This is a genomic window from Thiocapsa imhoffii, from assembly GCF_016583985.1.
In the GTDB taxonomy this organism is placed as follows: Bacteria; Pseudomonadota; Gammaproteobacteria; order Chromatiales; family Chromatiaceae; genus Thiocapsa; species Thiocapsa imhoffii.
Genome location: NZ_NRSD01000011.1, coordinates 131,072 through 145,838 on the forward strand (window position 1 = coordinate 131,072; position 14,767 = coordinate 145,838).

A 14,767-nucleotide genomic window follows, 5' to 3' on the forward strand; every position below is an offset into this window, starting at 1 on the left:
AGCGGACCAGCCCGCATCCCGGGCGAGGATTCTCAACAGACAGGTCGTTACGGAGCCTCGAAGCATGCACCCTGACACCACGAACAGGCTTGGCTTCACCCTGCTGGAGCTGATGATCACGGTGGCGATCATCGGCATTTTGGCCGCGATTGCCTATCCCAGCTATCAAAACCATGTCCTACGCGCCCAGCGCGCGGATGCCCACGAATCACTGCTACGGATTCATCTCGCCCAAGAGAAATGGCGCGCCAACCGCGTCGCCTATACCACGAACCTCAGCGCGCAACCGCCCGCGGGACTTGGCATCCCCGCCATCTCAGCCGAGGGTCATTACGCCCTCGCCATCACGAACGCCACGGCGACCGGGTTCACCGGGACCGCAACCCCCCGGGACGCTCAAGCGCGTGACACAGCCTGCAACCCGATCCAACTCATCGTCGCTCCGACCGGCGAGACGCGGGGTCCAGCCGGTTGCTGGCGTTGAATTCCGGTACAGGCTGACACCCGATTGGAGGCATCCAGGGAAGTCGCGCAGCCGATTCAGCGCGGTCGCGGTGGACGAAGCGGACTCTTTCTGAACTCAGACAGACCATAGGCCGTGTCGTGGACGTCTTGGAGGAATCCGAGTTCCTCCCAGGCATCGGGTGGCCAACCACCCGGGACCGCGAGTGCTCCGAGCGTGAGTTCCTTGAACTGTGAATCGAAGGTTTCGGGATCACCCCATGCCAGACAGAGCAAACGCAGACGGCTCGTGTAGCGTTTCTCGAGAACGGAACGCGGCGAGGGGTCGGTCAATGGCCCGTCGGTGAGACCGTGACTCGGCTCGGCAAGAGGAATGTGCGCCGATTCCCACGGGATGATCGGGTCCTCGAAATGGGCGTCCGGGCTCGCTTCCGACTTGACCTCGACCGGCGGCAAGCGCGCGGACAGAACCTCGGACGCTTGTTTGAGCATGGCGCGCGGGTGCTCGAAACCCAGGGTCAGCACGCACAATGGACCCTCCCGCAAACTATCGAGGTGACGCCATTCAACGGTGAGAACCCGAGCCCGCAATTGAATGCTGGGCAGATCCTGCGAGGCGCCACGAATCATCAGGCGCAGACTTTGGTTGATGGGCCAAGCATCACGCGTGCTGACTTGCAAACGTCCCTGTGCGACCTGCTCGAACACCCGATGCAATTCACCGGGCTCATCGACGACCAGGTCAAGCCCACGTGACAGTTCTTCTTTGTCCACCGCATCCGCTGCGGCGCCCGGGCCCTTGGAGTCGTCAAGCATCCTCAGTAGCTTCTCGAGCCGCACATGGCTGCTCGGAGACAGACTGACGAAGCGGACGCCGACCTGCGCATGGCCGTCGTCCAGTTGCTGGGCGCGCACGACATCGGCAATGAAGGTGATGCTCTTCCCCCCTGTCCAGGGAAACACCAAGCGCAACCGACCCGCCATCTGTGACACGGGGACGAAGGCAGTGAACTGCACGCCCCCCCAGGAAATATCCTGACTCACCGCCTCGATCTCCGTCTTGCCACCAGACGTGATGACCTTGATCGGAATCTGCACGCGCAGCCGTCGTTGCGCACGACGGGCCGGCGAACTCGTCGCGTGGCCGGATGGATCTTTTGGATCAGGACTCACGACATCCTCGTCTTGCCCAGGGGGGACTGGTGTTGGTCTGGCACCGGCCGGTGCGCTGAGTGGACTGGACTCAATCGCTGTCGTCTGGAACAAAGAAGAGGGATTCCGTCGTCCGATGGACGCGACCGATGTTCGTGGCTTGCTCACCGACGTCAGAGCGCAATGCACGTTGCGTCGTCATCATGGCCCGATTGAACACCAGTGCACTGGTCCGATGCAAGCTTGGCTGGAACCAGAATCCCAATCGTCTGCAAATGCTTACTGGTCGGACGCGGCCTTGACCTCGGCGCGCAAGCTGTCCACGGCGGCCAATTTGAAGTCGACGGCCATCCTCACCTGCTCATCGGTGAGCCGCGAATTCCCGCCACGCGCTGGCATCCGATCACTGCCATCGGCATTCTGGATGCCCTTCAACACACTCTCATAGAGCGATTCAACCCCCCGGCGCAGACGTCGGTCCCACTCGGCGGACTCGGTGACCGCTGGCGCTCCCGCCGCGCCAAGGAGATGGCAATTGCGGCAGGTCCCCATCCACAGCGTGCGACCGACCGCCAGGCGGTCATCCTCGAAACGGGGCATGTTGGGTGCGGCCGTGTCCTGCCCACAACCGACGACGAGGGGCAGCAGCAGGAGGCCCGCGGAGATCGAAAAGAAGACCTTGATAGGATAAAACATGGTCACTGAAGGATGAGCCGTGATGAGAGGCCAATGGTCGGTGTGGTCCAGGCGCGCAAGGGCGCTGGACCGGGTGAACGAACTCGCGCGGCGCGTTCGCCGCACGAGATCAGGCGTCAGGCTGGTGCGAGGCCCAAAAGGCATCCAGCACGCCAACCGTCTCGGACAAACGCTCCCAATGCGGCAGGCCCATGTTCGGTTCAAGGCGTTCGCGCGACCAATTCGGGTGGCTGGCCACAAAGTCGTCGAGATGCGCAAAATCGATGTAAGGATCCTGATCCGCAATCGCGAGTACCGGCAAGTCAGTCAACGTGCCATAGAGTTCCGACCGGGCCTGGGGTGTGAACAACTGCATCGACAGAAAGACCAATGGGGCATGCCGGGCACCGGGCTGATGTGCTGTCGCATAGGCATAGGCGAGTGTCTCAGGGACAGGGTCACCTACGAACGACTGCCCTAGGTAATAGCGGATACTGCGCCGCGAGGCAACGAGATTGAACAGTCCCTGGCTGAGTCCCGGGATCGTCAAAATCCTGTGGACGACGCGCCCGACTGGCGGACCGAATGGCGTGCGCGCACTGAAACCGGTTGGGGCGATGCACACCAGGGAGTTCGCCAGCATGGGCCGGGTGGACAGCGCGCGCGCGACGAATTCGCATCCGAGCGAGAGCGCGATGAGATCCGCTGGCGCTCCGACGACCCGCTCGAGAAAGGCGACCAGGGTCCGCGCATAGAATTCGGGTGTGTAGCCCTGCGCGCGACGCTCCGAATGGCCAAATCCTGGCAAATCCAGACTGTAGACGGGGCGGCTACCACGATACTGTTCGAACAGCGGCTTGACCTCGAAGCTGCTCGGTGCCGCATTCACACTGTGCACGAGCACCAGCGGTCGCCCTGGCGCAGCGGTGTCGGCATAGTAGGCAACCCGCCAACCCTCGTCGTTCAGGAACTCTTCGCGGGGCGCATCCATCGCCTCACCCAGCAATCCGGACGCGTCGGCGGAACCGCTGGTGACGGCCTGCGTCAGCATCCTGGCATCGCGTGACGATCGGCTGCGCCGGGGTTCATCACTGGGCTCCCCGAGCGTCGCATCGAGATCGGGCGTCGTCATGGACATCTCCTCATTTCATCGATCGCTATCGATCGCTTGTGTTTCGACCAGAACCACTGAACACACCAACTAAGGATGAGCCGCGTGTCCGGCTTGAGCAAGTCGTTTCACGTCATATCAGCCAGGGTCGCAGACCCACGCAGACCCAGGTGAGCCGTTCAAGGACATCCGGCCTCGATCTTGCATGAGATTTTCGTGCCTGTCCAATGGCACCCAACTCCATCCCCACTGGTCTGCATCAGCAGGTCTCCACACACCCTCATGCTGATCGATTTCACAACTGACACCATGAACCCGCAACCCCAACCGACTGATCTCGACCGCTATCGCTCCTTTCTTGGCCTCGACTGCGCCGGACGCGCCGAGCGTTTCGTCAAGGCACTGCGCGTCTTCATGCACGACGCCGATCATGATGACCCCTTCTGGTCCTATCTGGTGGCCAAGCTCGACGGCGAATCGGGACCGACACACGATCCGCTTTACCACATCCATTGTCATCTCAACGACATTCGCGACCTGCTCGACCGTCTCGACGAACCGCAATTGAGCGCCGAGCTCGATGTCCTAGAAACCGAGTGCTGCTGATCCGACACCGCGTCCCCTCTTCGACTCCTGCAAACTGACCGCGAGCACGCGGGAGAGGCTTGCGCTGAGTCCCGCGCGCATCGCCGTGGCAGCGAAAACTCGCTTGGCGCTCGCTATACTTGCGCGCATCCTTGTCACTCCCCCAGGATCCAGCCATGCCTCAGTACCGCTCTCGCACCACGACCCACGGACGCAACATGGCCGGCGCGCGCGCGCTCTGGCGTGCCACCGGCATGACGGACGGTGACTTCGAGAAACCCATCATCGCAGTCGTGAACTCCTTTACCCAATTCGTCCCGGGCCATGTGCACCTGCAGGATCTCGGCCAATTGGTGGCGCGCGAGATCGAAGCCGCGGGCGGGGTCGCCAAGGAATTCAACACCATTGCCGTCGATGATGGCATCGCGATGGGACACGGCGGCATGCTCTACTCCCTGCCCTCGCGCGAGTTGATCGCCGACTCGGTCGAATACATGGCCAATGCGCACTGCGCGGACGCGCTCGTCTGTATCTCCAACTGCGACAAGATCACGCCCGGCATGTTGATGGCCGCGCTGCGACTCAATATCCCCGCGATCTTCGTCTCCGGCGGGCCAATGGAGGCGGGTAAGGTGCGACTCGCGGTCAAGGGCGACGTCAAACTCGATCTCGTCGATGCCATGGTTGCGGCGGCCGATCCGCATGAAACCGACGAAGACGTGGCGGCGATCGAGCGCTCGGCATGCCCGACCTGCGGTTCCTGCTCGGGGATGTTTACGGCCAACTCGATGAATTGCTTGACCGAGGCACTCGGCCTGAGCCTGCCCGGCAATGGCTCGTTGCTGGCGACCCATGCCGGGCGCAAGGATCTCTTCCTGGAGGCGGGCCGTCTGATCGTCTCCTTGGCGAAACGCTATTACGAGCAGGACGATGCCAGCGTGCTCCCGCGCGCGATCGCCAGTTTCGAGGCGTTCGAGAATGCCATGAGTCTCGACATCGCAATGGGCGGCTCGACCAACACCGTGCTGCATCTGCTCGCGGCGGCCCACGAGGCCGGGGTTCCCTTTAAGATGGCGGACATCGATCGGTTGAGCCGGCGTGTGCCCAACCTCTGCAAGGTCGCGCCCTCGACCCAGACCTACCACATGGAGGACGTGCATCGCGCTGGCGGCGTGATCGGGATCCTTGCCGAGTTGGACCGTGCCGGTCTCCTGCATCGTGACGTCCCGACCGTGCACAGCCAAACCCTAGCCGCGGCGCTGCAGCGCTGGGATGTGCGCACGAGCAGCGACGAGACGGCGCATCGCCGCTATCTGGCGGGACCCGGAGGGATCCCCACCCAGGTCGCCTTCAGCCAGGATTGCCACTGGCCCGATTTGGATCTCGATCGTGCCACGGGTTGCATTCGTGATCTCGAGCACGCCTACAGTCACGACGGCGGTCTCGCCATCCTGTTCGGCAATCTGGCCGAGGAGGGTTGCATCGTCAAGACCGCGGGCATCGACGTCAGCATGTTCGAGGCCGAGGCACTGCGCTATACCACCAGCGTTCCGACCTCGGTCATCCGCGCCTTCCGCGGCCCGGCACGGGTGTTTGAAAGCCAAGAGGACGCCGTGACCGCGATCCTGACCGATCAAGTCAAGTCCGGGGATGTCGTCGTCATTCGCTACGAGGGACCCAAAGGAGGTCCCGGAATGCAGGAGATGCTCTATCCCACTAGCTATCTAAAATCAAAAGGACTCGGGAAAGACTGCGCCCTCATCACCGATGGCCGCTTCTCGGGGGGCACCTCCGGTCTTTCCATCGGCCATGTCTCACCGGAGGCCGCCGAGGGGGGGTTGATCGCCCTGGTCGAAGACGGCGACCTGATCGAGATCGAGATCAGCTCACGCCGCATCCACCTCGCAGTGCCCGAGGCGGTCCTCGCCGAGCGGCGCGCGGCCATGCACGCGCGCGGAGCGGCCGCCTGGACGCCGCGCGCGCGTCAGCGTCAGGTCTCAACGGCGCTGCGGGCCTATGCCCTGCTCACCACCAGCGCCGCCCATGGCGCCGTGCGCGATCTCTCACAACTCGAACAGCGTGGCGCTTGAGGGCGCTGGCCCAGGCTGTGAGCTGGAGGCAACGAAGCCATGTTGATCATCTTCGAGGTCGCAGCGATCATCGCGTTCGCCGTCTCCGGACTCATCGAGTCGGTGCGCAAACGCATGGATATCGTTGGGATCTTCACCGTCGCCTTCGTCACCGCGTTCGGAGGCGGAACCTTGCGGGATCTCCTGCTCGATCGCAGACCCTTTTTCTGGGTGCAACATCAGGAATACGTCTGGCTCGTGCTGGCACTTGCCCTGATTGGCCCGCTGCTGCTGCGGGTGCTCCAGCACCGCTTGGTCGATCGCACCATGACCGTCACCGATGCGCTCGGTCTGGGGCTCTTCACCGTCTCAGGCGCCTCCTTCGCCATGGCCGCCGAAATGCCGATCATCGTCGTCGCCATGATGGGCGTGATCACCGGCGTCTTCGGTGGGGTGTTGCGCGACGTCCTGTGCAACGAGATCCCGCTGGTCTTTCATGACCATCGCCCCTACGCGCTCTGCGCGGCATTCGGCAGCGCCGTCTTCATCGGACTCCATGCCTTGGCCCTTGAGCCCTGGATCGTGCTCACGGGCGGTGCCGCCACGGCAACCGGCTTGCGGCTCCTCGCGTTGGCGCTCGACTGGCGGATTCCACCCTGGCCGAAAGACTCAGGCTTGCTATGAGGGCGTGCTGGCGAACTGAATCGGCACGCGCGCGCGCTCCCCAGCACACCAGGTGGTGGGCGTTCACGATGATCTGGGCCGCATTCCTGCTCGCGACCCAGAGCCATGCGCAGGGTTGGACGTCCCCCACACCCTGGACCGCGCCCCTGGAGGATGCGGATCTCGTCTATGCCAACCGCACCGCGGTCAAGACCACGGATGGTCGGCAGGTCAGCCTACACCTGCTGCTCTTCCACTCGCGCTCCTATCGCCTGGCAGTCATCGACCTCGGCGATGGCCCACAGCCAAGGTACGCGACACTTCCGGATGCCTTTCGGTCCGCGGGACTCGTCGCCGGCGTGAACGGCGGTTTCTTTCATCCGAATTGGCGCCCGGCTGGCCTCATGATCGCGGATGGCAGACGCATCAACCGACTCGAGACCGCGAAACTCTTGAGCGGCGTGCTCTACAGCGATGCCGAAGGCAACCATCTCGTTCGCCGCGCACGCTTCCGGGATCATCCCGGGATCACCGCCCTGCTCCAGACCGGTCCCTATTTGGTCGAGGCCGGGCAAGCCGTGCGGGGGCTCTCCACGAGCAACCCAGCCCGACGGACCTTCGTCGCCACCGATTGGCGGGGCCACTGGGCCCTCGGAGTCACGGTCAATCCCCTGACACTCGCGGACTTGGCGCAGCTCCTCGCATCACCCGAGGCCCTCGTTCCCTGGCCCATCGATCGGGCCATCAATCTCGACGGCGGCTCCTCGAGCGGATTCTATTTCGATCCCGGTTCCGGTCGCTCCGCAATCAACGTCCAGCCCTGGAAACGGGTTCGGAACCTGATTGGCATCAAGCCGCGCTGAAAGCAGGATCCCAAGCCGAAGTCATCGCGAGTTCCCCCAGAAACCGCTACCATGTGGGCTGACCTAATCGGCTTTCAGGGATGTGGTCGCGTCGCCTGCTGATGGGTCCGCCGACATGGCTCGGTCTGCAACGGTCGTGCTCATGCCCCACCACAACGCGCACCTTGTCGAGGCCTTGAGCATGAAACCCGAACGGATCTACCGCATCACCTTTGCCAGCCGCGGGCAGATCTACGAACTCTACGCACGACAGATCGATGCGAGCAGTCTGTTCGGATTCGTCGAGGTTGCCGACATCATCTTCGGCGAACGCTCGGAGATTCTCGTTGACCCCTCGGAAGAAAAACTCAAGGCCGAATTTGGGGACGTGAAGCGAACCTTTATCCCGATGCATGCCGTGATGCGCATCGACGAGGTTGCGAAAGAGGGCCAGAACCGCATCCTGGGAAAGGGCGAGACCGGGACCGTCACGCCCTTTCCCCTCCCGCCGCAGCCCCGCGGGCATGACAGAGCCTGAGAATCGACTTAGTCGTTGCAGCCTGACGGATCCATGAACGGCCTCTGCATCAGTGGATCGATCAAGCCGTCATGAAGCGCCAGCAGCGGAGTTGGAGGCTGGCTTAGACATTGAAGCGAAAGTGGATGACGTCACCGTCCCGAACCTGATAGTCCTTACCCTCGGAGCGGAGCTTGCCGGCTTCTTTCGCGCCTTGCTCACCCTTGAAGGCCACGAAATCATCGTAAGCGATCACCTCTGCACGGATGAAACCACGCTCGAAGTCCGTATGAATCACCGCCGCCGCTTGCGGGGCGCGAACACCGGCCGGAATGGTCCAGGCGCGCACCTCCTTCGGTCCGGCCGTGAAATAGGTTTCGAGTCCGAGCAAACGGTAGCCCGCGCGCACGACCCGATTCAGCCCCGGCTCGCTCAGCCCCAGTTCGGCGAGAAACTCATCGCGGTCCGCCTCATCGAGATTGACGATCTCGGCCTCGATCGCCGCGCAGACCGAGATCACCTCGGCGCCTTCCGCCGCGGCGAAATCGCTGACACGGTTCAAAAGGGCGTTGTCCGCGAACCCATCGTCGGCGACATTCGCGATATAGAGCGTCGGTTTCGCGGTCAAGAGAAAGAGATCACGCAACTCTCGCAATGCCTCCTCGCTGAGTCCCATCGCGCGCACCGGCTGGCCGAGATTCAGGTGCGCGCGGACCTGCTCGAGCAGATCCTTGCGTGCCAGGATCTTCTTGTCGCCGGTCTTCGCCATCCGCTCGGCGCGATCGAGCGCCTTGGTCACCGAGTCGAGATCGGCCAAGGCCAGTTCGGTATTGATGACCTCGATATCGCTGAGCGGATCGACGCGACCGGCGACATGGACCACGTCATCATCCTCGAAACAGCGCACGACGTGTGCGATGGCATCCGTTTCCCGAATGTTGGCGAGGAACTTGTTTCCGAGCCCCTCGCCCTGCGAGGCCCCAGCCACCAGACCGGCGATATCGACGAATTGCATCATCGTCGGGATGACCTTCTGGGGTCTCACGATCCCCGCAATCACATCGAGACGCTCATCCGGTAGCGGGACGACCCCCACATTGGGGTCGATGGTACAGAAGGGATAATTCTCAGCCGCGCTCCCCGCTTTGGTCAACGCATTGAACAGAGTTGATTTTCCGACGTTCGGCAACCCCACGATCCCGCATTTGAAGCCCATGCCCATCCCCTGCTGAAAAAGCAGACCAGTCTACAGGAGCCGGCTCCCGCGACGCCAGATCAGGACGCGGTCTGTTTTGGCATCCTCACACTGGTCTCGGCACCAGAGGCCATCTGTAGTGCAGGTCCGAGAGTGCGCCGCAGGCATGGTGCGAGGCGTCAGCCGCCGGCGCACCATGCGCGGCGTTCGGCGTGGTGGACAACCCCAATCACACTTAATTCGTTGCCCGCTGCAGTTGGATGTCAACGCTCTCGCCGCCGGAGGGGAACACCGGACCCAATCGCGCGGCCTCGAAATTCGGCGCCCGCACAATCAGGTCACGTGCTTCGGCACCCAGCTCGGAGAAGACAAACTGGCCCGCGCGGTCAGTCGTCGTGCGCCGCAGCGACTCATGAACCACACCGCCATCTCGCCGCACCCAAGACATGGTCACATCCGCACCGGAAACCGGAGCGCCAGCTTCATCCACGACCCTCCCGCGCAGATCCGCACCCCCAAGATCTAACACCGTCCGCACATCCAGAATCTCCCCATTCGTGATGGTGAGCCCACTGGTCACGAAGCGTGGGAAGGACTGACTCTGGATCCGCAACTTCCCTTCCGGAACCGCGGGGACCACAAAAAGACCCTGGTCGTCGCTGGTCACCGTCAGCGTCTCCCCGGGCGCCCCATCACTATTGACCAGCAAGGTGAAATTCGTCACCGGTTGGCCGTCACTATCGAGCATCTGACCATGGACCACGCCCGCGCCAACCTGGGTGAGGACGATGTCCTGATCGCTGACCCCCGCGGAGGTGATACGGAATCTCAGATCCTGATAGCCCGAATGGACCCCATCGGCAGGCACCGACAACACATAGGACCCTTCCTGGCGAATCTCGTCGATGACAAAGCGACCATCAGCCCCGGTGGTCGCGCGATACTTGGTGTTGCCTTGACTCAGATAGACGGTTTTACCTCGTAACCCTCGTCCGGTCTCGTCACGCACCATCCCGGCAACCCGGATCGAACCGGTCGCGCTGTCCATTTGGACCGTCACCGCCACCATGTCGTGATCGGTGCGCAGTGCCGGATCGACGCTCACCCGCGTCTCTTCGTAGCCTTCCCGTGTCAACTTCAGGCTCAATGGCCGATGATTGTGCACCTGCGTCGAGAACGCGAAGGTGCCATCGGCAGCGCTCATGGCCTCAACGTCTTGACCGGAAATCGACACCGCCACACCGCCTAGCGGCACCCCCTCCCGGGTGGCCACATAGCCGTCGACCCATAGAGCAACCTCCTGCCCCAGAACCAATCGAACGTCCTGTGAGCCCGAGCGCACCACCACAACCGTTTCAGTGGGCACGGACGCGGGGCCCTGAGCGGTTAATTGATAGTCGCCCGCAGCCAACCCCGTGATGACAAACCGACCATTGCTGCCAGACCGCGCGCGCCCGTCCGAGCGAGCGATCGAGGTCGAGGGCGCGCCAAAGGGATCGGCATCAAACAGTCTCACCGAAGTCGCCGTCACGGCCGCACCCACCACCGGGGTGCCGTCGGTCAGCATCACTTGACCCTGAATGCGCTCCTGCCCGGTCACCCGCTCGTCATCGCCGTCTGGAGTGCCCTGCGCGGCGCTCTGATTCATTCCCCGAGCGGCGGAACCACCCGAGTCGTTATCGCGCACACCGGCCGGTTCGACGCTGAACGCACCGGCTGTGCCGGAGCCCGCGTCGCGCACCACCGCACCCTCGGCTGCTGGCGCGTCACCAGAGTCCGGTGCCGCATCCTGCTCCGCCATTGATCCGATCTCAGCCCCACTGGGGTCCAGGGTCGCCGCTCGTCCCGTCGCATCCCCCGCCATCGGGTCAGAATCGGCGGCACCGGCATCCACTGACGAATCCCCCACGGCCAGAGCAGCCACACCGGAGGGATCATCGGCCGCGGGGCGAGAACCGTCGTGCTCGGCACTGCGCTCACTCAGGGCGGACCCGTCCGGCAACGCACCGCCCTGCGTCCACCACCAATACCCGCCAGCGACCGCCACCACAACGATGAGAACAGCAATCGCAACCACAGAACCTGTACGCATCGACATCATGAAACCTCAGATTGATCAACCTCACACTGACAAGATGACTCAGGATACCAGGGACCGCGATCAGGATCGAAAGTGCCGCCAGCCCCACCTGCGCTGACGCGGCGATGCCATCAAAGGGCCAAGCCGGTATCGGGGGAGAACGTCTCAGGACAGAGGCTGCGGCCGGCTCGCAGGCTTGCTCGGGTCGAAACAGCCTGGACATCACCCGGACTGGGATGCTGATGTGGAGGGTGTGCGCGGGCGGCGGGCAATCCGCCCGCAGCATGCCGCCGAGTCACCACCCACACCGCGCAATCAGTGCGTGCGCACCGCCACGCTGGTCGCCCCGACCGTCATCCCGTCCGCACGGAAGCGCAGGAACAGTCGGTGGCGCGCCGGATCAAAGGGCACCTCAGAACCCATGCCTGTCACCACCACGGTATAGGTCTGGATCTGACGCGACGCCACCGTCCGCCTCAGGGTCGTGCCGCACTCGAGGAAGCGCCCACCCGCATCGGTCTCGCAGACCTGCAGCTGCAGCGGCAAGCCAACACCGCCATCATCCGCGGTGATCTGAACCGTCCCCGCACGCCCGATGTTGATCGCCGCCGCGGCAAAGGCATGCGTGTCGGTCGGTGTCGACAGGTGCACCACCCCATCGCCACTCGACGCCACCCCAATCGCCAACATGTCCAGCGGCTCCTCGGTCGTCGCCGTCAGCAACAGGGTATTCAGCCCCCGTTGCGTCACGGCCGGCGCCGTGTTGACACACTCAAACACCAACGCCAGATCCTGGTCCGCAATGGGCGTGCGCGGAGTCACAGCGAAGTAGAATCCCTGAGTCGCCCCCGGCGCGATGTTCACCGGCGTGTTCACCGCCCCCACCAATTCGTTCGCCGCGTTGGTGGTCTGATACAAGAAGTCCGCATTCACCCCAGGCAACGCCAACGTACAGCCCCGCGCCGTCTCGATACCGTCATTGATGACACTCGCGAAGGCCGTCGCCGGCTGATACACCGCCACCGCCCGTGCCGAGGGTAAGACCGCTGCATGGAGTTGGGTGGTGCCCGCACCCTGCGGACCAGGAACCGTCACACGATCGATCGCGGACTCGACCACCGCGCCCAGACTCAGCGCCGTCGCCTTCGCCACATTGGTAACCTGACCGGCGGCCAGGTCGGCCTGCGTGACCTCATAGACGGCCGTGCAGGTCGTACTCCCACCCACTGCCAAGCTGGCCACCGGACAGCTCACCGGCGTCTTGTCGTCCACCACAGCCAAGGTGTGCACGTTCAGACGTCCGATGTTGGTCACCTGGTAGGTGTAGTGAATCCGATCGCCCACCGCCGTGAAGCCGGACTCCAGCGCGCGCTTCTCCAACGCCAACCCCGGCTCCTCGCCAAAGTAGTGACTCGGATCGCTGTCGCTCACGCGCTCTCCGAGCGCAACACCAGCTGCATCAACCGGCTGTGCCGTCACCGTGCCCAGGTTGCGGTACTGACCCGCCACCGCGATGCCATTGCGACGACAGGTCACACTCGCCCCCGTCTCCAGGCGCGGTATCCGACAGATCTCACCCTCCTGATCGTCGTTCACTACCAGGTCCACCAGCGCCAGGGCACCACTGTTGGTCACCACATAACTCCAGTGAACGGGGCCACCGACCGCCTTCGTCGGTCCCGGCGCCACATCCGCATCCTCGCCGTTGGTGAGTGTTTCCAACGTCACGGTGTGAGCCGCACCCTGCGGACCAGGAACCGTCACACGATCGATCGCGGACTCGACCACCGCACCCAGACTCAGCGCCGTCGCCTTCGCCACATTGGTGACCTGACCGGCGGCCAGGTCGGCCTGCGTGACCTCATAGACGGCCGTGCAAGTCGTACTCCCGCCCACTGCCAAGCTGGCCACCGGACAGCTCACCGCCGTCTTGTCGTCTTCAACGGCCAAGGTGTGCACGTTCAGACGTCCGATGTTGGTCACCTGGTAGGTGTAGTGAATCCGATCGCCCACCGCCGTGAAGCCGGACTCCAGCGCGCGCTTCTCCAGCGCCAATCCCGGCTCCTCGCCAAAGTAGTGACTCGGATCGCTGTCGCTCACGCGCTCTCCGAGCGCAACACCAGCTGCATCAACCGGCTGTGCCGTCACCGTGCCCAGGTTGCGGTACTGACCCGCCACCGCGATGCCATTGCGACGACAGGTCACACTCGCCCCCGTCTCCAGGCGCGGTATCCGACAGATCTCACCCTCCTGATCGTCGTTCACCACCAGGTCCACCAGCGCCAGGGCACCACTGTTGGTCACCACATAACGCCAGTGCACCGGACCACCGATCGCCTTCGTCGGTCCCGGCGCCACATCCGCATCCTCATGATTGGTGGACTTCTCGAGCTGGACCGAGGCGCCAGGACCAGCGCTCACGGTGATCGTCGCCGTGTCGGTGTCACTGACGGTCTGACCGTCGTGACGACCACTCGCGGTAGCGGTGTTCGCCACAGTCCCCGCCGTGACATCCGCTGCGGTGATCACATAGGTCGCCGTCGCGGTGCCGGTCGCACCCGGCTGCAAGGTCGACGGACTGACCGCCAGGTCACTGATCCCGAGCTTGGCATCCTCGATCACCACATTCGTCAGCGGCACGTTGCCGGTGTTGGTCACCGTGAAGGTGTAGGTGATCTGCTCACCCGCCGCACGGTAGGTGCTCGGACTGGCGCTCTTCTCGAGCTCTAGCGCCGGCGCCGGCGGCGGACCGGTCACGGTGATCGTCGCCGTGTCGGTGTCGCGCACCGTCGCCCCATTGTGACGGCCGCTCGCGGTAGCGGTGTTCGCCACAGTCCCCGCCGTGACATCCGCCTCGGTGATCACATAAGTTGCCGTCGCGGTGCCGGTCGCACCCGGCTGCAAGGTCGACGGACTGACCGCCAGGTCACTGATCCCGAGCTTGGCATCACGAATGCGCACGTCACTGAGCGCCACATTCCCGGTGTTGGTCACCGTGAAGGTGTAGGTGATCTCATCACCCGCCGCACCGTAGGTGCTCGGACTGGCACTCTTCTCGAGCTCCAGCGCTGGCGCCGGCACCGGACCCGTCACGGTAATCGTCGCCGTGTCGGTGTCACTGACGGTCTGACCGTCGTGACGGCCGCTCGCGGTAGCGGTGTTCGCCACAGTCCCCGCCGTGACATCCGCTGCGGTGATCACATAGGTCGCCGTCGCGGTGCCGGTCGCACCCGGTTGCAAGGTCGACGGACTGACCGCTAGGTCGCTGATCCCGAGCTTGGCATCACGGATGCGCACGTCACTGAGCGCCACATTCCCGGTGTTGGTCACCGTAAAGGTGTAGGTGATCTCATCACCCGCCGCACGATAGGTGCTCGGACTGGCACTCTTCTCGAGCTCCAGCGCCGGCGCCGGGG

The 14,767-nt window shown here is 63.7% G+C and carries 12 protein-coding genes; 6 read left to right on the forward strand and 6 right to left on the reverse strand.

From position 1 onward, the window contains the following. Positions 1–64 precede the first annotated feature (64 nt). Positions 65–484 (forward strand): type IV pilin protein, encoded by a 420-nt coding sequence (locus tag CKO25_RS11985; RefSeq protein ID WP_200388155.1) that lies wholly within the window; start codon positions 65–67, stop codon positions 482–484. Positions 485–540: 56 nt separating this feature from the next. On the opposite strand, the gene CKO25_RS11990 is transcribed toward CKO25_RS11985, so the two are convergent. The 3 genes from CKO25_RS11990 to CKO25_RS12000 form a co-directional block, all read right to left on the reverse strand. Further along, the gene (locus CKO25_RS11990; protein ID WP_200388156.1) at positions 541–1,635 is read right to left on the reverse strand and encodes a PilZ domain-containing protein; all 1,095 of its coding nucleotides are present in this window, start codon (positions 1,633–1,635) and stop codon (positions 541–543) included. A gap of 258 nt (positions 1,636–1,893) precedes the next feature. Further along, a complete protein-coding gene (locus tag CKO25_RS11995; RefSeq protein WP_200388157.1) occupies positions 1,894–2,310 on the reverse strand; it encodes a c-type cytochrome in 417 nt (138 codons plus the stop codon). A gap of 109 nt (positions 2,311–2,419) precedes the next feature. Continuing rightward, complete coding sequence (locus CKO25_RS12000; protein WP_242467579.1) at positions 2,420–3,421, reverse strand: alpha/beta fold hydrolase; 1,002 nt, start codon at positions 3,419–3,421, stop codon at positions 2,420–2,422. Between the two features lie 288 nt (positions 3,422–3,709). Between CKO25_RS12000 and cowN the strand changes: the two genes are divergently transcribed. The 5 genes from cowN (at position 3,710) to CKO25_RS12025 (ending at position 8,097) form a co-directional block, all read left to right on the forward strand. Further along, positions 3,710–4,006, forward strand: a complete 297-nt coding sequence (gene cowN, locus CKO25_RS12005) for a N(2)-fixation sustaining protein CowN (protein WP_200388158.1) — start codon at positions 3,710–3,712, stop codon at positions 4,004–4,006. Positions 4,007–4,161: 155 nt separating this feature from the next. Further along, positions 4,162–6,075, forward strand: a complete 1,914-nt coding sequence (gene ilvD, locus CKO25_RS12010; protein ID WP_200388159.1) for a dihydroxy-acid dehydratase — start codon at positions 4,162–4,164, stop codon at positions 6,073–6,075. Between the two features lie 39 nt (positions 6,076–6,114). Continuing rightward, positions 6,115–6,738, forward strand: coding sequence for a trimeric intracellular cation channel family protein (locus tag CKO25_RS12015; RefSeq protein ID WP_200388160.1), 624 nt, complete (start codon positions 6,115–6,117; stop codon positions 6,736–6,738). Between the two features lie 68 nt (positions 6,739–6,806). Then, complete coding sequence (locus CKO25_RS12020; RefSeq protein WP_200388161.1) at positions 6,807–7,580, forward strand: phosphodiester glycosidase family protein; 774 nt, start codon at positions 6,807–6,809, stop codon at positions 7,578–7,580. Between the two features lie 181 nt (positions 7,581–7,761). After that, complete coding sequence (locus CKO25_RS12025) at positions 7,762–8,097, forward strand: DUF1820 family protein (protein WP_200388162.1); 336 nt, start codon at positions 7,762–7,764, stop codon at positions 8,095–8,097. Between the two features lie 103 nt (positions 8,098–8,200). Here the strand turns inward: CKO25_RS12025 and ychF are convergent, their stop codons facing one another. From ychF to CKO25_RS12040, 3 genes are all read right to left on the reverse strand, one after another. Continuing rightward, entirely contained in the window at positions 8,201–9,292 is a 1,092-nt protein-coding gene (ychF, locus tag CKO25_RS12030) for a redox-regulated ATPase YchF (protein WP_200388163.1), read from the reverse strand. A 214-nt stretch (positions 9,293–9,506) separates the two neighbouring features. Next, the gene (locus tag CKO25_RS12035) at positions 9,507–11,363 is read right to left on the reverse strand and encodes a carboxypeptidase-like regulatory domain-containing protein (RefSeq protein WP_200388164.1); all 1,857 of its coding nucleotides are present in this window, start codon (positions 11,361–11,363) and stop codon (positions 9,507–9,509) included. A 303-nt stretch (positions 11,364–11,666) separates the two neighbouring features. Then, on the reverse strand, positions 11,667–14,767 hold a 3,101-nt coding region (locus CKO25_RS12040; protein ID WP_200388165.1), incomplete at its 5' end, for a COG1361 S-layer family protein.

Bases quoted from the DNA above. Each gene is read 5' to 3' on its own strand.
- CKO25_RS11985 (WP_200388155.1), top strand. From the start codon at position 65: ATGCACCCTGACACCACGAACAGGCTTGGCTTCACCCTGCTGGAGCTG.
- CKO25_RS11995 (WP_200388157.1), bottom strand. From the start codon at position 2,310: ATGTTTTATCCTATCAAGGTCTTCTTTTCGATCTCCGCGGGCCTCCTG.
- CKO25_RS12000 (WP_242467579.1), bottom strand. From the start codon at position 3,421: ATGACGACGCCCGATCTCGATGCGACGCTCGGGGAGCCCAGTGATGAA.
- cowN (WP_200388158.1), top strand. From the start codon at position 3,710: ATGAACCCGCAACCCCAACCGACTGATCTCGACCGCTATCGCTCCTTT.
- ilvD (WP_200388159.1), top strand. From the start codon at position 4,162: ATGCCTCAGTACCGCTCTCGCACCACGACCCACGGACGCAACATGGCC.
- CKO25_RS12015 (WP_200388160.1), top strand. From the start codon at position 6,115: ATGTTGATCATCTTCGAGGTCGCAGCGATCATCGCGTTCGCCGTCTCC.
- CKO25_RS12020 (WP_200388161.1), top strand. From the start codon at position 6,807: ATGATCTGGGCCGCATTCCTGCTCGCGACCCAGAGCCATGCGCAGGGT.
- CKO25_RS12025 (WP_200388162.1), top strand. From the start codon at position 7,762: ATGAAACCCGAACGGATCTACCGCATCACCTTTGCCAGCCGCGGGCAG.
- ychF (WP_200388163.1), bottom strand. From the start codon at position 9,292: ATGGGCTTCAAATGCGGGATCGTGGGGTTGCCGAACGTCGGAAAATCA.
- CKO25_RS12035 (WP_200388164.1), bottom strand. From the start codon at position 11,363: ATGCGTACAGGTTCTGTGGTTGCGATTGCTGTTCTCATCGTTGTGGTG.